Source organism: Shewanella sp. Isolate7 (assembly GCF_022398425.1).
Classification (GTDB): Bacteria; Pseudomonadota; Gammaproteobacteria; order Enterobacterales; family Shewanellaceae; genus Shewanella.
The window spans coordinates 1-20,190 of sequence record NZ_JAKEVJ010000063.1; the positions used below are offsets into that span (position 1 = coordinate 1).

18 protein-coding genes and 1 other RNA gene are annotated in these 20,190 nt (G+C 53.1%); 10 read left to right on the forward strand and 9 right to left on the reverse strand.

From position 1 onward, the window contains the following. Positions 1-268: 268 nt before the first annotated feature. Both ccoG and L1D47_RS15285 read right to left on the reverse strand, forming a co-directional pair. Positions 269-1,711: a cytochrome c oxidase accessory protein CcoG gene (gene ccoG, locus L1D47_RS15280; RefSeq protein WP_239885901.1), complete on the reverse strand. Its 1,443-nt coding sequence runs from the start codon at positions 1,709-1,711 to the stop codon at positions 269-271. A 179-nt stretch (positions 1,712-1,890) separates the two neighbouring features. Further along, the gene (locus tag L1D47_RS15285) at positions 1,891-3,339 is read right to left on the reverse strand and encodes a sigma 54-interacting transcriptional regulator (protein ID WP_239885902.1); all 1,449 of its coding nucleotides are present in this window, start codon (positions 3,337-3,339) and stop codon (positions 1,891-1,893) included. A 529-nt stretch (positions 3,340-3,868) separates the two neighbouring features. Between L1D47_RS15285 and L1D47_RS15290 the strand changes: the two genes are divergently transcribed. Beyond that, entirely contained in the window at positions 3,869-6,445 is a 2,577-nt protein-coding gene (locus L1D47_RS15290) for a TonB-dependent receptor (RefSeq protein ID WP_239885903.1), read from the forward strand. A gap of 700 nt (positions 6,446-7,145) precedes the next feature. Here the strand turns inward: L1D47_RS15290 and L1D47_RS15295 are convergent. Beyond that, positions 7,146-7,706, reverse strand: coding sequence for a thioredoxin family protein (locus tag L1D47_RS15295; protein WP_239885904.1), 561 nt, complete (start codon positions 7,704-7,706; stop codon positions 7,146-7,148). Positions 7,707-8,046: 340 nt separating this feature from the next. On the opposite strand from L1D47_RS15295, the gene L1D47_RS15300 reads away from it, so the two are divergent. Continuing rightward, a complete protein-coding gene (locus L1D47_RS15300; RefSeq protein WP_041508575.1) occupies positions 8,047-8,661 on the forward strand; it encodes a LysE family translocator in 615 nt (204 codons plus the stop codon). A gap of 96 nt (positions 8,662-8,757) precedes the next feature. Here the strand turns inward: L1D47_RS15300 and L1D47_RS15305 are convergent, their stop codons facing one another. Both L1D47_RS15305 and L1D47_RS15310 read right to left on the reverse strand, forming a co-directional pair. Beyond that, complete coding sequence (locus L1D47_RS15305; RefSeq protein WP_239885905.1) at positions 8,758-9,075, reverse strand: DUF3144 domain-containing protein; 318 nt, start codon at positions 9,073-9,075, stop codon at positions 8,758-8,760. A gap of 117 nt (positions 9,076-9,192) precedes the next feature. Then, positions 9,193-9,729, reverse strand: a complete 537-nt coding sequence (locus L1D47_RS15310; RefSeq protein ID WP_239885906.1) for a prepilin-type N-terminal cleavage/methylation domain-containing protein — start codon at positions 9,727-9,729, stop codon at positions 9,193-9,195. Between the two features lie 151 nt (positions 9,730-9,880). Between L1D47_RS15310 and ung the strand changes: the two genes are divergently transcribed. Together ung and L1D47_RS15320 are read left to right on the forward strand one after the other, a co-directional pair. Then, on the forward strand, positions 9,881-10,549 hold the full coding sequence (ung, locus tag L1D47_RS15315; RefSeq protein WP_239885907.1) for a uracil-DNA glycosylase: 669 nt from the start codon (positions 9,881-9,883) through the stop codon (positions 10,547-10,549). A 180-nt stretch (positions 10,550-10,729) separates the two neighbouring features. Next, the gene (locus tag L1D47_RS15320) at positions 10,730-11,323 is read left to right on the forward strand and encodes a hypothetical protein (RefSeq protein WP_152619074.1); all 594 of its coding nucleotides are present in this window, start codon (positions 10,730-10,732) and stop codon (positions 11,321-11,323) included. Between the two features lie 15 nt (positions 11,324-11,338). Here the strand turns inward: L1D47_RS15320 and L1D47_RS15325 are convergent, their stop codons facing one another. After that, positions 11,339-11,818 carry a copper resistance protein NlpE gene (locus L1D47_RS15325; RefSeq protein WP_239885908.1) on the reverse strand — a complete coding sequence of 160 codons (480 nt, stop codon included), beginning with the start codon at positions 11,816-11,818 and terminating at the stop codon, positions 11,339-11,341. A gap of 476 nt (positions 11,819-12,294) precedes the next feature. Here L1D47_RS15325 and L1D47_RS15330 point away from each other — a divergent pair, with 476 nt between their 5' ends. Further along, positions 12,295-13,122: a transporter substrate-binding domain-containing protein gene (locus tag L1D47_RS15330; protein ID WP_239885909.1), complete on the forward strand. Its 828-nt coding sequence runs from the start codon at positions 12,295-12,297 to the stop codon at positions 13,120-13,122. 19 nt (positions 13,123-13,141) lie between these two features. On the opposite strand, the gene L1D47_RS15335 is transcribed toward L1D47_RS15330, so the two are convergent. The 3 genes from L1D47_RS15335 to zapA all read right to left on the reverse strand — a co-directional run bounded on the left by L1D47_RS15335 (position 13,142) and on the right by zapA (position 14,629). Beyond that, the gene (locus tag L1D47_RS15335; protein ID WP_239885910.1) at positions 13,142-13,753 is read right to left on the reverse strand and encodes a 5-formyltetrahydrofolate cyclo-ligase; all 612 of its coding nucleotides are present in this window, start codon (positions 13,751-13,753) and stop codon (positions 13,142-13,144) included. 309 nt (positions 13,754-14,062) lie between these two features. After that, positions 14,063-14,243, reverse strand: a non-coding RNA gene (gene ssrS, locus L1D47_RS15340) — 6S RNA. 77 nt (positions 14,244-14,320) lie between these two features. Then, a complete protein-coding gene (gene zapA / locus L1D47_RS15345; protein WP_041508587.1) occupies positions 14,321-14,629 on the reverse strand; it encodes a cell division protein ZapA in 309 nt (102 codons plus the stop codon). A gap of 283 nt (positions 14,630-14,912) precedes the next feature. On the opposite strand from zapA, the gene L1D47_RS15350 reads away from it, so the two are divergent. The 5 genes from L1D47_RS15350 to gcvH all read left to right on the forward strand — a co-directional run bounded on the left by L1D47_RS15350 (position 14,913) and on the right by gcvH (position 20,171). After that, entirely contained in the window at positions 14,913-15,485 is a 573-nt protein-coding gene (locus L1D47_RS15350; RefSeq protein ID WP_239885911.1) for a UPF0149 family protein, read from the forward strand. 61 nt (positions 15,486-15,546) lie between these two features. Then, positions 15,547-16,788 (forward strand): 2-octaprenyl-6-methoxyphenyl hydroxylase, encoded by a 1,242-nt coding sequence (ubiH, locus tag L1D47_RS15355; protein WP_239885912.1) that lies wholly within the window; start codon positions 15,547-15,549, stop codon positions 16,786-16,788. A gap of 11 nt (positions 16,789-16,799) precedes the next feature. Beyond that, a complete protein-coding gene (locus L1D47_RS15360; protein WP_239885913.1) occupies positions 16,800-18,008 on the forward strand; it encodes an FAD-dependent oxidoreductase in 1,209 nt (402 codons plus the stop codon). 476 nt (positions 18,009-18,484) lie between these two features. Then, positions 18,485-19,579 (forward strand): glycine cleavage system aminomethyltransferase GcvT, encoded by a 1,095-nt coding sequence (gene gcvT, locus L1D47_RS15365; RefSeq protein ID WP_239885914.1) that lies wholly within the window; start codon positions 18,485-18,487, stop codon positions 19,577-19,579. A 202-nt stretch (positions 19,580-19,781) separates the two neighbouring features. Further along, positions 19,782-20,171 (forward strand): glycine cleavage system protein GcvH, encoded by a 390-nt coding sequence (gene gcvH / locus L1D47_RS15370; RefSeq protein WP_041508592.1) that lies wholly within the window; start codon positions 19,782-19,784, stop codon positions 20,169-20,171. Positions 20,172-20,190: the final 19 nt, after the last annotated feature.

A 20,190-nucleotide genomic window follows, 5' to 3' on the forward strand; every position in this document is an offset into this window, starting at 1 on the left:
GTTTAATGCATATCTATATGTTTAATATGATTATTTTTGAAGTGATAAAATCTATCTGGTCTGACCTGATGTAAGCCAGGCGGTAAGTGGGAACAAGCTCATCGCCCCGAAGCCTAGCGCCTTTAAGCCTGATGACTTACTTAGACCTGACGACTTAGGCCTGAGCCTTGTATCGGAAGAACAAGGGGTGAGAATCGCCCGCCTCGTGGCGGGCATTTACCCCGGCGTTATGTTGCGCCGCCGGGGTAGGTTGTCTTAATCGAAGGGCTTAAAAGGCGCTCAGGCTGAAGAAGGGGCTGGCCTGGGAGACCTTTTCCTTAGGATTACTCAGATTGGTTACCGTGAAAGATATGGTCTGCTTCTGCAGCTTTGCACCGACAAAACCGGCCCGTTTCTGCTCATATACGGTTACCGGGTAGCTCAGCTGTTCGCCGGCCTTGATCAACACTCGCTGTTTGGTCTGCTGAGCGATGCCGTGGTTAGCGGCATCGGCCAGGGCGATCAGGTACTGGTGATCTTCCTGTGTCTTGTTGCGGATCTTCAGGGTATAGCTGTTCTCTATGCGACCGTCGCCCACCTCGCGGTAGAGGCTCTGACGATCGCGGATGACGTTGAGATCTATGCTCTGATGACGATAGAGGTCCAGCGCAAACACGCTCAGCATGATGATCACCGCCAGCCCATAGCCGACGAACTTGAAGGAGGTAAAGCGTTTCACCTGTTTCTGCTTGAGCTCGTTCTCGCTGGCATAGCGGATCAGCCCCTTGTCGTAACCAAACTTATCCATGGTCTGATCGCAGGCGTCGACACAGGCGCCGCAGTTGATGCACTCGTATTGCAGGCCGTTGCGGATATCGATTCCCGTGGGGCAGACATCGACACACAGGTTACAGTCGACGCAGTCGCCAAGCTCGGTGGCCTGTTTGCGTTTTCTCGGGCCGCGAGACTCGCCGCGGGTGGCGTCGTAGGAGACGGTCAGGGTATTGGCGTCGAACATGGCCGACTGGAAGCGGGCGTAGGGACAGCAATGCAGGCACATCTGCTCGCGCATCCAGCCTGCGTTGAGGTAGGTACACAGGGCGAAGAACCAGACCCAGGCGCTGACCCAGAAGCTGGCGCTGAGGGTGAAGATCTGTCCATAGAGCTCGTTGGCCGGGATGAAGTAGGCGATGAAGCCACAGCCTGTTACCAGCGCCGCGAGTCCCCAGGCCAGGTGCTTGGCGGTGCGTTTAAGAACCTTTTCAACACTCCAGGGGGCCTTATCCAGGGCGTGACGCTTGTTGCTGTTACCCTCGATCTGCCGCTCTATCCAGACGAAGGCAAAACTCCAGCTGGTCTGGGGGCAGAGGTAGCCACACCAGACGCGCCCCCAGAAGACGGTAACGAAGAAGAGGGCGAAGGCGGCGATAATAAACAGCCAGGCCAGCAGGGTGAAATCTTGGGGCCATAGGGTCAGGCTGAAGAAGTGAAACTCCTGACGCTCGACATCTAACAGAATGGCCTGGCGTCCCTGGTAGGGAATGAAGGGCAGCAGGAAGAAGAAGAGGATAAGCAGGCTGTTGAGGCCGGTGCGCAGCCGCTGAAAGTGACCCTTCTGCTCCTTGATATGTATCTTGCCGCGCTGGGCCGGCAGGTTGGTCACGGGAATGGTGGTGCCCAAGGCCGACTTGGTGGGGATTGGGTTCTCTTTACTGCTGAGATCTTGACTCATTGGATTTCTAAACTCTTGCTAAGGGAATTGCAGACAGCCATTGCAAGTTGAGAACCAAGTTTAGGTGTGTTGTAAGTTGTTGAAATAAATACAATTGAATCTGATTGAATTCTGTTTTATTAGCGATATATCGTGCTTTGGCGATATATCGCTAATTTATATGGGGCGCAGTCAGCCAGTTAGGCGGGACGCTTAATGCTTAGCTTGAGCATGCGGGACCTCAGCGTGCTGGCGGGCAGCCCGAGCACATTGGCGGCGCCGTTGGGGCCTGAGATACGCCAGTTGAGGCGTTTCAGCGTGCGGCGAATATGATTGGCCTCCACCTGTTGCAGGGTCTGAAACTCACCCTTGTCCTGGGGCTGTGATTCGGCCTGCAGTGCCGGGATCTGCAGGATCTGGCCGTGACAGAGTATGGTCTGACGTTCGATTACATTCTGCAGCTCACGTACATTGCCGGGCCAATGATAGGCCATCAGATGCTGCATGCCCTGTTTGCTGACCCCTTTGATCTTCTTGCCCAGCTTATGGTTGAGGTTGAGCAGGATATCGCTGACCAATAGCGGAATATCTTCCAGCCTTTCCCTCAGAGGCGGTACATGCAGCGGGAACACATTGAGGCGATAGTAGAGATCCATACGAAACAGACCCTGTTCTACCCGCTTTAGCAGATCGTGATGGGTGGCGGTGACCAGACGTATGTCCACCTTGATGGGAGTACTGCTGCCCACACGCTCGAACTCCTGCTCCTGGATCACCCTGAGCAGCTTAGACTGGGCCTCGAGGGAGAGTTCGGCCACCTCATCGAGAAACAGTGTGCCCTGGTGTGCCAGCTCGAACCGTCCCTTGCGGCGGCTGGTGGCGCCGGTGAAGGCGCCCTTTTCATGGCCGAAGAGCTCGCTCTCTAGCAGGGTGGGGGAGAAGGCGGCGCAGTTGACGCTCACCAGGGGCTGATCGCTGCGATCGCTCAGGGCATGGATGTTGCGGGCCACCAACTCCTTGCCGGTACCGTTTTCGCCGTTGATCAGGACAGTACTGCTGGTATTGGCCACCAGTTTTATCTGCTGGATCAGCGACTGAATCGCTTCGCTCTCGCCCGAGATATTCACCTCCTGGCGGTGGCTGGCCAGCTCGGTCAGCAGGTAATCATTTTCGTTGGCCAACTTCTCCGACAGGGCCTGCACCTGCTTAAGCGCCTCCCTGAGCGAGGCCTCGGTCTGCTTCTGAATGCTGATGTCGCGAAATATCGCGACTACGCCGATGAGACGGTCTTGCTTGTAGACAGGGGTCGAGGTGTAGTGCACCGGAAAACTGCTGCCATCCTTGCGCCAGAAGAGGTCGTGGCTGATCTCCCTCGCGATACCGTCGTGGAGCGTGTTATAGATGGGGCACTCTTCCTGAGGATAGGTGCTGCCATCGGCATGGCTGTGGTGGTGACAGTCGTGGATGTTCTTGCCCAGTAGCTCTTCGGCCTTCCAGCCCGTCATTCTCTCGGCCGCGGGATTGATAAACACGGCGTTGCCTTCGAGGTCGAAGCCGTATATCCCTTCTCCGACCGCGTTGAGCAGGAGTTTGTTCTCGGGTAGAAAGTCCACATGGGCATCATCGACCCTTGGGTGTTTACAAGCCATGCTCGCCGCTCCTTGCTGGCAATGCGCCTCTTGGGAGCGCAATCTTCAAATGTTCGCCTCGGAATATAGCTCGACATCCCGGGGTTGAATCTGCGTCTATCTTAACCGGTTTTTCTGGTTGGTGTCATCAATCAATGTCGCGATATATCGTCATTCATTTTTAGGCTAACGAGTATGTTCGTTTTTCGCTATGTCTAGCCGATTATTTTAACTATCTCATTAGAGGTAGATGTTAACCAATAATTGATTTTTTGAGTGTTTCTGAATAATTACTCTAACCTGAATTGTTTGAGCTTTACTGACTAATCTATTTGGTTTTTTGCCGTCAATACCGCATGTTTGTTCGGTTTTTAGCCTGCGTCGCTAACCGACTATCGTCTAATTTAGATTAATTAGTATTAGCAATTATTTTTTATTTGTTATAGAAGTGTAAATGAAATGTATTCATTTCGCTCTGGGGTATGCCTGTGGTGATTCGCATTAAAAAGGCGCGAATGATGGCGAAATATAAAAAAACTATGCGGGAAATATGATGACAACACATAAAAATAAAGGTTTCGGCGTGAGTGCGCTGAGTTTTGCCATCTCTTTGGCATTGACAGGGTCGTTAGCGAGTACACAGGCGTTGGCCGATGATCAACAGGCTCAAGCGTCTGACAATATTGAAAAGATTGCCGTGGTGGGGACACGCTCTGCGCCGCGATCTATCGGCGATTCGCCAGTGCCTATCGATATCATCAGCAGCGATGATCTCAAGAAGAATGGTTCGACCGACATGATCGATATGTTGGTCACCTCTGTACCTTCTTTCAACTCCCGTGCTCAGCCTATCAGTGATGCGGCAACTCTGATCCGTCCGGTCAACCTACGTGGTCTGCCTTCTGATAGCACCCTGGTGCTTGTAAACGGTAAGCGCCGTCATCGCGCCTCGGTGATCGCCTTCCAGGGCGGCGGTATCAACGACGGTGCTCAGGGCCCGGATATCTCGGTGATCCCGAGTGCGGCACTGAAACAAGTAGAGGTGCTACGCGACGGTGCAGCGGCGCAATACGGCTCAGATGCCATCGCCGGTGTGATGAACTTTGTGCTTAAGGATGACGCCGAGGGTGGCTCTATCACAGTCGGTCAGGGTGAATATTATGAGGGCGACGGTGCCACCACCACTATCGATGCCAACGTGGGACTGCCACTGTCCGATGCTGGTTTTGTGAACCTCAGCCTACAATACAAGAATGCCGATGCGACCAGCCGCAGCATACAGCGTCCCGATGCGGCCCACCTGATAGAGCAGGGCAATACCTTCGTCGAAGACCCTGCCCAAGTGTGGGGGAACCCAGAGATCAAGGATGACTATAGCTTCTTCCTAAACTCTGGCTATGACATCAATGATAATGCGCGCCTATATGCCTTCGGTAACCTCTCCTCGCGCGACGTGGTCGGTGGCTTCTACTATCGTAACCCGCACAACCGCAGCAACGTCTACTCAGTGGATGACGGTGAGAACTTGCTGGTAGGCGCGGTCAATGGCGATCCTTCTACCTGTGCCGTGGTACCTATTCCTAAGAATGCCGATGGCAGCGACGGCAACGTGCTGGAAACCGATGCCTACAAGGCGATGCTGGCCGACCCTAACTGTTTCGCCATGAACCAGCTGCGTCCGGGCGGTTATACGCCGCAGTTTGCCGGTACGGTAGAAGACAGCTCCTTCTTCGCCGGGGTGAAGGGCGAGCTGGGAGAGTGGAACTATGATTTCAGCGCGGGTATGGGTAACAACAAGTCGACCTTTAGCCTGAAGAACTCGCTCAACCCATCATTGGGCTTAGACACGCCCACCGACTTCGAAACGGGTGCCTATGAGCAGGCAGAGACGACCGTTAACCTAGATTTCTCTCGCATGTTGACCCTGGGCAGCGTCGAAGATATCAGCTTCGCCACAGGTTTCGAGTGGCGTGAAGAGTCGTTCGAGATCACTCAGGGCGAAGAAGCCTCTTGGGTGGCCGGGCCTTACGCCGACCAGGGCTTTAACATCGGCTCTCACGGCTTCAAGGGATTCGGTCCAGAGGCCGCAGGCAAGAACTCGCGTAACAACATAGGTGTCTATGCCGACATGGAAGTCTATCTGGGCGAGCGTTGGTTGCTGGGGGCCGCATTGCGCTATGAGGACTTCTCGACCTTTGGCGATACCCTCAACTACAAGCTGACCGCGCAGTTCACGGCCACAGACGCTCTCTCTTTCCGCGCCTCACACAGCACAGGTTTCCGTGCGCCGACCGTGGGCCAGGAGAACGTGGTAAACACTCAGACCTCTATCGTCGAGGGCGATCTGATCCAGACCTTTATCGCGCCGCCAACGGATCCGCTATCGGCCTTCTATGGTGGTAAGGTGCTCAAGCCTGAAGAGTCTGTCAGCTACGCCCTTGGTGCCGTGTTTGAACATGAAAACCTTTTCGTGACAGTAGATTACTACAATATCGAGGTGACGGGACGTATCGCCCAGTCGAGCCAGATCGCGGTTAAGGCTGATGATTATGATGCGCTGCGCGCCGCCGGTGTCGAGTTCCCAGAGCTGATCTCTGCGGTGACTTACTACACCAACGACTTCGATACCACCACTCAGGGGATCGATCTGGTCGCCTCCTACGACACTCAGCTGTTGTCTGGCGATACCAAGTTTAGCCTGGCCTATGGCTGGACAGATACCAGCGTAGATAAGTACAACCCGAACACCACAGATGAGGGTAAGGTGCGTCGCTTAGAAGATGGTATCCCGGCTCACCGTGCGACGCTGACCTGGGCACAGTCTTGGGACAGACTCAGCATGTCGCTGCGCGGTAACTACTTCGGCGAGTACTATGCGACCCACGCCGACGATACCTCGGATTGGGGGTCTGAGATGGCCGATTCGGCGGTGACTCTGGACCTCGAGTTAAGCTATCAGTTCCTCGACAGCCTGACGGTATCTATCGGTGCCAACAACCTGTTCGATCAGGAGGCGCAGAAGCTGAAGGACGGTACCCGTGGCGTGCTAGGCGCCGTGTACTATGAGAGTGGCCCGTTCGATTACAACGGTGGCTACTACTATGGTCGCGTGAACTACCGCTTCTAATCCTCGGTGCTTCAATCGGCTTTGACGCCAGCGATTGAGATAAGAAGAAGGCTGCTATGCAGCCTTCTTTTTTTATAAAACTAAGGAAGGTGCGAATAAGTCCCGTGCTTGCTCTGCGTGTGCTTAAAGTGGATAGATGCAAGGCACAGTTTGCAGCGAATGGCCCTAGTCCTTCGCAAGAACTGTAACGCAGCAAATACCGCAGTAAGCCTCGCCCTGCGGGGCTTTGATAGCAACACCATTTCGGCGTTATTCAACTTCAGCAGGCCTCGGCATGCCCTCAGTTGAATGCCTTGAACTGTCGCTGCTATCAAAGCCAGAGCTGTGCNTCTGCGTGTGCTTAAAGTGGATAGATGCAAGGCACAGTTTGCAGCGAATGGCCCTAGTCCTTCGCAAGAACTGTAACGCAGCAAATACCGCAGTAAGCCTCGCCCTGCGGGGCTTTGATAGCAACACCATTTCGGCGTTATTCAACTTCAGCAGGCCTCGGCATGCCCTCAGTTGAATGCCTTGAACTGTCGCTGCTATCAAAGCCAGAGCTGTGCGACGACTTGTTCGCACCTTCCCTAATACCAATCACAGTAAATATGTGATCAGAAAAAACGCTTAAGAACAAAGCAGGATTTTTAGGTAAGTAGTTATTCTACAATTAAAAATACTAATACAGTTATCGAGCATTTTAACAAGCTAGAATGATTAATTATTTATTACGATTGGTATAACTTCGAGGTGGAAGAGAGGTTAGCAGATCGTCGATAGATAGCACCCTAGGCAGTACCAGGCCAGTGGGATGCGCCTGACTGTAGACGATGTTAAAGGGAACGCCATAGGCCTGATACCTGGCCAGGTAAGCCTCTATCCTGGCGTCGCTCTGGGTAAGATCGCCGCGCATCAACAGGATATTTTTATCTTTTAGCCGCTCAACCACCACCGCCTGATGCAGTACCCTGTCTTTGTTGGCCTTACATATGTTGCACCAGTCGGCGCTGACATCCACAAATACCGTTTTGCCTTTGGCAACCCAGGCGGGGATCTGCTCTGGCTGCAGTTGCTGCCAGGTAAGTTGTTTATAAGCTTGGCTATCTTCCTTGGGCAAGACAAAGTAAGTGACGGCGGCATTGAGTAGCAATAGACAGCTTAGGACGCCTAGCACGCCAATCGGGATATGCTTTCCCTGGCATCGCTTGTACACAAGCCAGACAAGCAGGCCAAATATCGACCCTAGGGTCGCGGTGCTTAGAAGGAGTAGGTTAGAGCTCATATCCTGGGATTCATCAATCTGTCTGAGTATTGGGCCTTAGCCTAACATGTCTGCTGCTTACGCGGGGACAATTGAACAAGGCGCGGATGATTTCATGGCGTGGAGCCCTTGAGAGGGACTCTCTTTCCCAACAGATTAAACCGCTCAATAAGTTAATGGTCTGACTTAGGTCGATGCTCGCGCCACCCGCATGGGTTTAGTTTCGTCGGGAGTATTAAAAGCATGGGGGGATTGAGGTATATTGGCCTGCGCTGGATTGGCCAGTCGCCATCAGGTTGGGGCGATGTAACGCCTATTTCGTAGCGCCTATTTCGTAACAGTGAATGATAGAGGATACCGTATGAGTTTTAGTGCCTGGCTTGGTCTGCTAGCCATCTGTTGTTTGGGGGCCATGTCACCCGGGCCTAGCTTGGCCATGGTGGTGCGTCACACCCTAGGAGGTGGGAGAGCCAACGGCATCGTCTGCGCCTGGGCACATTCCATCGGCATAGGTGTCTATGCCTTGGTGACCCTGCTGGGCTTGGCCGTGCTGCTTAAGCAGGCGCCGCTGGTGTTTAATGGTATCGCGATTCTCGGCGCCCTCTATCTTGCCTATATCGGCGTTCAGGCGCTGCGCTCTAAGGGCGGTATGTCGGACAAATTGGCGGCGGGCAAGTCGACGGATCTTATCACTGCCGCACGCGATGGCATTGCCATCTCACTGTTTAACCCAAAGATCATGCTGTTCTTTCTGGCGCTCTTCAGTCAGTTTGTGATGGTGGCCGACGAGCTGTGGGGTAAGTCGCTTATCGTGCTGACGCCACTGGTGGTCGATGGTCTCTGGTACACGCTGATCGCCTTCCTGCTGTCGCACAAGTCTGTGTTGCCTAAGCTCAGAGAGAAGGCGGCGCTGATCGATAAGCTCTCGGGTGTGGTGCTGATTCTGCTGGCGGTGCGGGTGTTGGTGACCCTCTAGCCTCTATGGCGTCGCGCTTTTTAGGTGAGTAATACAAATGCGGCTAAGGGAGATCCCTTAGCCGCACTGTTTTATCTGTTTATGCCTGTCGGCAGACTAGCCGTTGAAGAGCTGTACGGCATCATCTTTGGCAGGCTCTTGCTGAGCCGAAGGTGGATTGTCGATATGATCGTCTAAGTTATCGTTCAACATATCCTTGTATTCTTTGGTAAACCACTCCAGTGCGTTAGTTTTCTCGGCCTTAAGATCGGCAGATTTCAGCGCTGCCTCGAAGGCGTTAAAGCGGGCGGCGGCAAAGCGCAGGGCGGTACCTACTTTGGCAATATCCTGCTCCTCGGCGCTAAGCTCGTTGGCTAAGGCGATAAACTTGTCGGCTATCTGAAAAATAGTGGTTTCTTTTTGCTGTTCTGACATGCGCATGCTCACAGGTAGGTCAATAGTATGCTGGCATAGTAACGTAAATTAGCCGTTAGTGAAGCATAGATTTAGAGGTAATGGGATCTATATCGCCAATCCCATAGGCTCGCGAGATTAACTGGCGGGATCGCTGTCGACTAGCACGCGGCCATCGCGTGAATCATAGTAGATGCTGAGGTGCTGATTGTCGCTCAGGTGATAGCGACATTGATTCACGCTGATATAGTTTGCCTTATAATCTGTGCTGGTCTGAGCATCGCTGCGGGAAACGCTGGGCTCGTCGCCCTGAAAGACGGTTTCCCATACCGAGATGCAATCTTCTACGTTGTCCAGCTGAGGTGAGGCCTCGTTATCGGTAAAGTAATGCTGCGCCGGCCAGCCATTGGCGTTAAAATCCATCTCGCCCGCCTCGCTGTTGCCGAAGGTCTTGAGGTTTTCCGCCGGGCCCGAGCCTACGCGAACGGCCCATACGGCGCGGGCCATGTCGATGCCGGACTTGAAGGCGCCGCCGGTGGCCTTAACGCTGGCCACTTGAGCGTCCTGGGAGAGGTTGATAAATTTTGGCAGTGCGGTGACCGCCAGGATCCCTAGCACTATGATGACGACTACGAGTTCGATAAGGGTAAAGCCGCGTTTATGTGCCAAGGACATCGTAAAACCTCTTGGGATTGTGGAGACTAACCTAGGTAAGTCCTTAGGCTAGGTAAGTCTTAGATGTGGCGTATGTATCTGTCCGAGTCGGACAACGCCAAGAATACCACTCGATTCTAAGTTTTTTTTGAAAAGATATAAAGAGATAGCTATGACAGAGATCAGCCGCTGGCAAGATTTTATCGACCAAGAGGCACAGCAAGATTACTTCGGCCAGTTGCAGTCTTTCGTGCAGGGAGAGCGTGATGCCGGTAAGGCGATTTATCCGGCGAAGGAGCAGGTGTTTAGCGCGTTCGATCTGACGCCGCTGGATAAGGTCAGGGTGGTATTAATTGGTCAGGATCCCTATCACGGTGAGGGCCAGGCGCATGGCCTCTGTTTCTCGGTGCAGCCGGGGGTTAAGGTCCCTCCCTCGCTGGTGAATATGTATAAGGAGCTTGCCAGCGATATCCAGGGATTTGAGATCCCTGCACATGGCCACCTTGCTAAGTGGGCCGAGCAGGGGGTCTTAATGCTCAATACTGTGCTCACGGTAGAGCAGGGTAAGGCACATTCTCATGCTAAGGCCGGATGGGAGACCTTCACCGACAACGCCCTGAGGCTGCTCAATGGGCAAGCACGCCCGATTATCTTCGTGCTGTGGGGGGGCCATGCCATGAAGAAGAGCAAGCTTATCGAATCAGACCGACACCATCTGGTCATCGGGCCACACCCTTCGCCGCTTTCGGCCTATCGCGGATTCTTTGGTTGTAAACACTTCTCAAAAATCAATGAGTTGTTAAAGGCTTCCGGCGAGACGCCTATCGACTGGCAGGTGTAAAATTCAGGCCGAGTTGCTACAAAATCATACTTGCCGTCCTCTGAAAAGCTAATTATATTGATAGAGGAGTGTAACGTAACGGTTAATAGTTTGGAGGGTAACCCATAGAGACTGCAACAGGTTACAGCGGCTTAGGTAGGTGGCCGCCTACCAGGCTAGGCTTTCAAGGCGGACAGGAATATGGATATTAGAGCTAAGCGAGGAACGCTTGTTCGTTGGAATCAGGAACAGAGGGTAGGCTTTATCGCCCCGGACGACGGATCGGACGAACTCAGAATTTTTGGCATCAATTTACTCCCCTATGAACACATGCCCAAAGAGGGTGAATCTGTGGTGTATCGCCAATGGAAAGATTCGCTGCGCGGCACTAAGGTCACCAAGGGAGAGATCGACTTGGGCAATCCCATCACCTTGACCTCGCCCTTCGAGTCGCTTGATAAGTTCGATAACCACGAGGCCGTCAGCTGGCGGGTAAAGGTCGGTCTGGTGGCGCTGGCGATCGCCTTTGGTCATCTGCTCTATCTGTTTATGGTCAACTATGACTATTCAGCCAATGTAGACATCAAACCGCCGGAGGGGCTTTTTCCGCCAGGGTCTGAGTATTACGTGGGTAAGCAGGAGCTACAAGATGTGGTCTTTAGCTGCGATGCCCGGCAGCAATGCCTGCAGATGACCTCTTGTCAGGAGGCCAAATACTTCGCCAACCACTGCCCAGGATTTGAGGTTAACGTGGGTGACACGCCCTGTGTAAACCTCTGGTGTAAATCAAATTAAGTCTGAATCAGCGTATCAATTGGTTTTCACCAATTGGTATTGCTGGGCCAGCGCGCCTTTAATCCGCTCCCCCTTATCGTCCAACATGAGGAGTATATTTTCACCCACCTGAAGCTTCATGCTTCTGGCCTTGGTATCAAGGGTTATCTTGCTGCCCATTTCATTCCAGCTAAATTGCCCGTTAAGGGTCACCTTGGTGGCCTGGCTTGGCTTGCCAAGGTATTCTTGGGTGAGTCGATAGCTGTTGTCGCCATTGAGTTGCAGGCTCATGGCGATTCCCTGGCAGTCGGCGCAGGGCAGAGTGCCCATGTAGAGACCCGGCCAATCCAGTGCATTGCGGCTGGTATCGCCGAGCGGCATGGCTGACACAGAAGCACCTGGCTGTGACATCGCGGCTTCTGGCTGTGGCTCTGGGGATTTCGGTGCTGGCGTTTGTTGAGCGCAGGCGCCGAGGGCGAGCAGGACAACTGGGAGGAATCGCGCACTTATCTTCATTATCTCTTCCTTAACGGGTGGCGAGCTGGGGAGCGTTGAAAACCAATGGCCAGCCTGCGCTATAAGTCTCTGCACACTTTAGTCTGTCTTCTGCATGCTTTCAAAGCGGATTTCATTCAATCACCCTTTGCTCTCTTGTTAACCCTAACCTTTCAACCCTAAGGTCGGGAAATTAGACTAAAATGTTAACTATCCATCTGTTATACCAATCACAGTAAATATGTGATCAGAAATAGCGCTGGAAAAACGCTTGAGAACAAAGCAGGATTTTTAGATAAGTAGTTATTCTACAATTAAAAATACTAATACAGTTATCGAGCGTTTTAACAAGCTAGAATGATTAATTATTTATTACGATTGGTATTAATCCTTATGAAACTTAAACTATGCCCAGTACCTTTACTCTCTGTGATACGAGCCACTTTGGCTACTCGAGCCGCTTAATGCCCAGTACCGGCTTGGGTGTGGCTCGTCGTTTGAGTTTGGCATTTGTGCTAGTGTTGGCGACGGCTTTTTCTGTCTGCTGCTCAGCCGATAATGGCGGCGCAATATCTGCCCAAATAGCAGTTGCACCGGTAAAGAAGCCAATCCACAAACTTTCTCTTGTAAGCGTGTCTAACGACTATCCCCCCTTTTATTCGGCGAATCTGCCATCGCAGGGGGTTATCTATCATCTGGCTCAGGCGGTGTTTCAACACGCGGGGTATCCCATGGCTCACCGTTATTATCCTTTTGCCCGCGCCAAGGCCATCATGAAAAAGGGGGGCGCCGATGTGATTTTGGGGGTCTGGTATCGTCCCTCGAGGGAGGAGTGGATCGCCTTCTCTGCGCCGTTACTTTCGGTCAATGTCGTGCTCTTAAAACGGGTGGATTCACAGATAGCCTTTAATAGCATGGCCGATCTTCGTCAGTATCGTATCGGCATTGGCCGGGGCTATGCTAATCCTGAGGCATTCCAAAATGCAGCATTAAAAACCGAAGCCGCCAGTTCAGATAAGGTCAACCTTAAGAAGTTACTCGCCGGACGAATCGATTTAGTGCTGATTGGCGAAGATGTTGCGCAGTATCTGATCGCCCAATCGGGCGATCAGTTTAAAGACAAGTTTGAGGTCGTAGGCGAGCCCCTGAGTGTGGAGCTTTTTCACCTTGGCGTCTCGAGAAGCCTGCCTCATTATCAAGAGGTTCTCGACGACTTTAATCGAAGTCTGACCGAGATGGCGCAAAGTGGCGAGGTGAATCGCATACTCAGCGAACATGGTTTTGGATCCAATGGTTATTGGCAGCAGAAACAGGCCCGTCGATAAGAGAGCCCCCGCAACTGGCCTAGCCAGTATGGATGACAGATGGCGTCACTACCATGGGCAGGGGCACATCCCAGTGCTCTGTGGGTAGCGCTGCTACCTGCTGGCAATCGTGAGCATAGCCTATGGGGTAGGGTTTGCCCCTCAACTGCCAGTCACTCAGGCAGCGATCATAATAGCCGCCGCCCATTCCCATACGATTCCCCTGCTTATCGAAGGCCACCAGAGGCGTGATGATCACATCCAGGTGCTGGGGCAAGATCATCTCAGTGATGTTGAGTTTTGGCTCCCAGATCTTGAGGCGATTCTGGATCAGGTGGCTGGTGGGATGGTATTTAAAAAACAGCAGGTTGCCCCGTGAAAAGGGGTGTAGACGCGGCAAATAGACATTCACGCCAGCCTGCCACAGGGTCTCAATCAGCGGCTGGGTATCCAGCTCGCCATCGCTGGTCAGATAGAGGGCGACGTGTTTTGCCTGACGCTGACCAATCACCGCCATCAGCCTTGTGGCTGCCTCATGGGCAAATTGTTTCTGGGTGTCGGCAGGAATCGCCCGCCTTGCGATGCGGATCTGATTTCTAATCGCCTGACGATTTTCCTGATTGGCGGCGCTCGGCGCGAAGGCGGGTTTCAATATCCTTAACTCCATTAAAGACTGTTATCGAGTTCGATGTTATGTGGGCAGTCTATCTCTGTCGCCATTGAACTTTCAACTGCTTGGTCATTTCGCTAAGGGGAAGAGGTGAGTCTGATGAAGGCATAAAAAAGCCGGAAGATGCTACATCTTGCGGCCTTATCGCTTTTTAGCGAGAGGATTGAATTGCTCCCCAGGATGCCGTTACCGGCGTGCCTCTTGAACCCATAAGGGTTTCGAGGCAGCTAGCTTGTTTGGGATAGAAAAAAGGCCAGAAAGTGTTATACCTTCTGGCCTCTCTAATTTGAATTGCTCCCCAAGATGCCGTTACCGGTGTAGCCCTTGAACCGTAGGTTCAAGGCGGGTAAATGATTAAATCCTAAGGCTTCTCGGTTCGCGCCGAGCTTGCGCAATGTCATCAAAACATTCACCCTGAGTTTGTAAATATCGGCACAGGGACATAACCGACTCACGCACACCACAGGGAGCAAAATTGTTGCGTATCGACCTCTTAGATCGGGCGGCGATATTCGTTATAAATCGCTTCGCCTCACGCGTAATTACAGTTTAATCGCCTTTTGTTGCGCGCTCAACCAGCGCACTCTCTAAGGTCGACTGCAGCAGACCGATTTTTTCATCCATCTGCTTAATATAATCTTGATTCTTCTTCTGTTCTTCCAACAATTCATAGCCAATATTCAGGGCGGCCATGATGGCAATTTCTTCCCGGCTAAGGTTGTTGGTTCGAGCACGCAGGGAACTCAGCTGCTTTTCCAGCTTGTCGGCCACATGGCGCAAGGCATCTTCCTGTCCTATCGGACAAGCGATGGAGTAGGTGCGGCCCAATAAGCTAATTTCGATAGCATGGCTACTCATTTGCGATGTAGATCCTTTTATCCTGTCGTTGAGCGGACTATATCGGGCTGCCCTGGAAAGTGCAATAACACTGGGGCCTTAATAACGCTTTGGTAGATTAAATGTTGTTTAGATAACCAATAGCTTAGCATTGGTGGCCCGTGGCTGCGTGAATTGTGCGCAGCTAACGCTATGGTGTAGCGCTGCCCATGGGCTAAGCTGGCTGCCGGCCTATGCTTTTGGCTTGGTCGAGCAGGCCAGATCTGCTAGCATGTCAGAAGTGAAATAATGACTGGAACACCTTATGGCAACCCCTCCCTCTTTACGCATCGAAATTCTGTTCGCCGAGCTCAATGCCGCCGATATCGCCCAACATCCCGTTGAAGTCCATGGCTCCCTGGTGGGGCTGATCTGCGGTGGCGTTGGTCAAGCCAAGAGCGAGTGGATCAAGCCTCTGCTCGAATTGATCAACGATGGTCAGTTGCCGCCCCCCTCACTGGTGCAGCTGCTGGAAGAACTCTATCAAGATACCCTGGCACGCATCACAGACGCCGATTTCGGTTTCACGCCTATGGCGCCGGAAGAGGAGGAGACCCTGAGCAAGCGCGTAGAGGCGCTCTCGCTATGGGTACAGAGCTTCCTGACGGGGATTGCCATGGCGCAGCCTAAGCTCAACCGCGCCTCGAGTGATGTCAAAGAGGTGATTCAAGATCTCGCCGAGATCGCTCAGGTGGAGTTCGATGTGGCCGAAGATGAAGAGTCTGAGGCAGCTTATATCGAGCTGACGGAGTTTGCCCGTATGGCGGCGCTACTCTGTTATGCCGAATTCGGCCCCGAGCCGAGTGAGATCAAAGATCAAGACCCCATGATTCATTAATATTGTCTGCATTTGAAGCGGCAGGCGCTAGTTAAGCGCTTGCCAACAATAGAGAAAGTGAATGACCACTTCGTCTGACCCTAAGCCGTTTGATATCGCCATCGTTGGCGGCGCCATGGCCGGTGCCACCCTGGCCCTTGGCCTGGCTAATTTAGCGCAAACCCGGCAGCAACCGCTACGTATCGCCCTTATCGAAGCCAACCGTCCCGGCGACGGCCATCCGGGATTCGATGCCCGCTCCATCGCCATCGCCCAGGGCTCTATTTTCGAGCTGACCCGTCTCGGCATCTGGCCTAAGTTGGCCCACTTGGGCACGGCCATCGAGAATATTCATGTCTCGGATCGCGGCCACTTCGGCATGACCACACTAAACGCCAAGGATTTTCATCTGCCTTATTTGGGACAGGTGGTCGAGCTGGAGCGAGTGGGTGCCAAGCTGTTTAGCCTGCTTGAGCAGCAAGAGGTTAGCCTGTTTTGTCCCGCCAAGGTGGCTAGCATAGCCGCCGGGGTCGATGAGCAGCAGCTGATGCTAGACGATGGCACAGCCATCAGCGCCAAGCTGGTGGTCGCAGCAGATGGGTTACATTCTAAGGTCAGACAAGATTTTAAGCTGCCGCTTGAGCAGGTGGATTTCGAGCAGGTGGCGCTGGTGGCCAACGTGCTTACCGACACGCCGCACAACGAGTGGGCGTATGAGCGTTTTACCGACAGTGGCCCGTTGGCCATTCTGCCTATGGCCAACGCGGACGGGCAACCCCGCGTCTCCCTGGTGTGGGCCCTGGCGCCTGAACATGCCGAGCTGATGCTGGGGGCAGATAAGTCCGCCTTCTTAGATGCGCTGCAAGATGCCTTCGGCCACCGCGCCGGGCGTTTTATCGATGTGGGCGAGCGTCATGCCTATCCGCTTAAGCTTTCCTACATGGCGCGCCCCATCTATCAGCGCACCGTGTTTATCGGTAATGCGGCCCAGACGCTGCATCCTATCGCCGGTCAGGGCTTTAACCTGGGGCTGAGGGATCTCGTCTGTCTGCTCGAGGTGGTTGATGAGGCGCTCGAGCGGGGCGAGGATATCGGCGGCGCCAAGCTGACCCACGAATACCTGAGTCGTCGTCAGCAAGATCGCGACACGACAATCACCAATGTGGAATTTCTTGTGCGCGGCTTCTCCAATCAGCATTGGCCCTTGGTGGCCGGTCGCAATCTGGGGCTTAGACTGCTCTCCTGGTGTCCGCCGCTCAAGACCCCTATTGCCCGTAAAGCCATGGGGTGGAAATCGCCTCAATCTGCCAGTCAACTTGGATAAAGGATCTCTCTATGTTCAGTACACAAACCTATGACGTTGCCATTATCGGCGGAGGCATGGTAGGGCTGGCAACGGCCATCGGCCTGGGTCAGGAAGGGCTTAGGGTAGTGGTGATCGACGCCGGGGAAACCCAGGCAGTATCTGGCGAGGCCAGGTTAAGAGTCAGTGCCATCAACAAGGCCAGTCAGCGATTGCTTACCCATCTGGGAGTCTGGGCCTATATCGATGAGTCTCGCGTCGGCCCCTATCAGAAGATGGCGGTGTGGGATAAGGATAGCTTGGGCAAGATAGGTTTCGATGCCCACTCTATCAGCGAGCAGACCCTGGGCAGCATCATAGAAAATGACAACATCAGCCATGCGTTGGCGACCCGAGCGAGCGAGCTTGGTGAGGTAACCCACCTTGAAAATCACCGTCTAGAAAAAATCGCCTTCGGTGAGCGTGAAGCCTGGCTGACTCTGGATAATGGCGACAATCTTTCTGCGGCGCTGGTGATAGGCGCAGACGGTGCCAACTCCTGGGTGCGTGAGCAGTGTAAGATCCCCATGACCTTCTGGGATTATGGCCATCATGCCATCGTTGCCTCTATTCGCACCGAGCTGCCCCATAATGCTACCGCCAGACAGGTGTTCTTAAGCGACGGCCCACTGGCGTTTCTGCCGCTGTTCGAAAAGGATCTCTGCTCCATCGTCTGGTCGGTACCGCCGGCCAAGGCGCAAACACTGCTTGAGGGAGACAAGATACAGTTCGAGCGCAGCCTGACCGCCGCCTTCGACGGTAAGCTGGGCATGTGCACACTGGAAAGCGAGCCACAGGCCTTCCCGCTACGCATGCGTTATGCCCGTCACTTCGCCCGTCACCGCTTGGTTCTCGCCGGAGATGCGGCCCACACCATACATCCGCTGGCGGGGCAGGGGGTTAACCTGGGCTTCTTAGACGCCGCCGCTATTATCGAGACCCTGAGTGAGCTTAAGGCCAAAGGCAAGGATATTGGCGATTATGCCAATCTTCGTCCCCTGGAGCGCTGGCGTAAGGCGGACGCGCTGGAGATGATCGCGGCGATGGAAGGCTTTAAACGACTCTTCGAAGGCAGTAATCCGGTGAAAAAAGCCTTCAGGGATCTGGGCCTCAACCTGGTGGATAACCTTTCTCCTGTGAAAACACTGTTTATGCAACAGGCTATGGGTAACAAAACCCGCTTGCCTGAGTTGTGTAAATAAGGCTTGAGAAAATGCGGCGGAATATCATTTTGTTTTTAAATACAAGTGGTTGACATCATTTGATTTGATATACGGATTCTCATGTAAAAAAACTACATTTTAAACATGAGAAAAAGTAATGGAAAAATGGTTCGGATTAGAAAATTCTCTTGTATACAAAACTGTGACGCAAGGTATAATTTCGCCGCATTTTGATACCAAGCGCGTATCTTAAAACAGAATTTGTTGATGCATCTTATTCGACGCAATTGATGCAAAAACTCATCTTTGCAATCACATCCTGGCCCTAAAGTACCCTAGGTTCAGGTGTGTCAGTTCAGCACGGTTGACTATAATCGTCTGCTTCGCTACCGCCTATTGATGACAAGAGAGTGCTTGACCGACCCTTTCGGCCTCTGCCCCATTTCATCAATCATGCCCTAGCGCTGAGGCACCGCCAGGTAAGACCCGAAAAGGGCAAAAAAGAAGAGATAATAATGGCTAATAAAACTGTACTCTTTAACAAGCACCTAGAATCTAACGCCAAAATGGTCGACTTTCACGGTTGGGACATGCCGCTAAACTACGGCTCTCAAATCGAAGAACACCATGTTGTGCGTCAAGACGCAGGGATGTTTGACGTGTCTCACATGACAGTAGTAGATGTTACCGGTGCTCAGGCCTGTGATTTTCTTCGTAAGCTACTGGCCAACGACGTCGCCAAACTCAAGGTGCCGGGTAAGGCCCTGTACGGTGGCATGTTAGACCACAATGCAGGCGTTATCGACGACCTGATCACCTATTATCTCAGCGACACCCATTACCGTATCGTAGTGAACTCGGCCACTCGCGAGAAAGACCTCGCGTGGATCACCGAGCAAGTTAAAGGCTATGACGTGACCGTTACCGAGCGTCCTGAGCTGGCGATGATCGCCGTTCAAGGCCCTAACGCTAAGGTGAAGGCGGCGGCAGTATTTACCGACGAGCAAAACGCAGCAGTCGAAGGCATGAAGCCTTTCTTCGGTGTGCAGTCTGGCTCTCTCTTCATCGCAACCACAGGTTACACTGGCGAAGCCGGTTACGAGATCATCGTCCCCGAGGCCGAGGCCGAAGCCCTGTGGCAAGCGCTGCTAGACGCTGGCGTTAAGCCATGTGGTCTGGGCGCCCGCGACACCCTACGTTTAGAAGCAGGCATGAACCTATACGGCCAGGATATGGACGAGAGCGTTAACCCGCTGGCGGCCAACATGGGCTGGACCATCGCCTGGGAACCCGAAGATCGTGACTTCATCGGCCGTGAAGCGCTAGCCGCTATCAAAGCCGCCGGCGCTGACAAGCTCGTTGGCTTGGTGATGGAAGCCAAGGGCGTACTGCGCACCGGCATGCCAGTCTTCTTCACCGACGCAGACGGCGTCGAGCAGCAAGGCGCTATCACCAGCGGCACCTTCTCACCAACCTTAGGTTACTCAATCGCTATGGCGCGGGTACCTAATTCTGTTGGCGATGTCGCAGAAGTCGAGATGCGTAAGAAGCGCGTCCCTGTTAAAGTGATCGCACCTAGCTTCGTGCGTAACGGTAAGCAGGCCTTCTAACTGTTTGATAAGGGTTACCCCTGTTTGACCGTCAGGTAGCCAAAAGGGCGTGGGTGAGTCTGGGTTGTTAGTCTGATACTGGCTAAGCAACTCGGGGCAAAGCTGCTAAAATATCGGCTGACCCAGTCCAACGACAGGCACTTGAGTGGTTAAGCAGGCTTAGTTTTTAAAATTTAGCACTACGGAACAAGGAACAAAAATAATGAGCAATATTCCGACTGAATTGAAATACGCTTCTTCACACGAATGGATCCGCAAAGAAGATGACGGTTCATACACTGTTGGTATCAGTGAGCACGCCCAAGAGCTACTAGGCGACATGGTTTTCGTTGAGCTGCCAGAAGTTGGCGACAGCGTTAGCGCCGGTGATGACTGCGCGGTAGCCGAGTCGGTAAAAGCCGCTTCAGACATCTACGCACCCATTTCAGGTGAAGTGGTAGCGGTTAACGAAGCCCTGGAAGATTCTCCTGAGCTGGTTAACAGCGACGCTTACGGCGATGGCTGGTTCTTCCGCATCATGCCAAGCGACCTGAGCGAACTAGACAATCTGCTTGATGCCGAAGGCTATCAAGCGGTTATCGACGAAGAGTAATTGTCGATGACGACGAAGC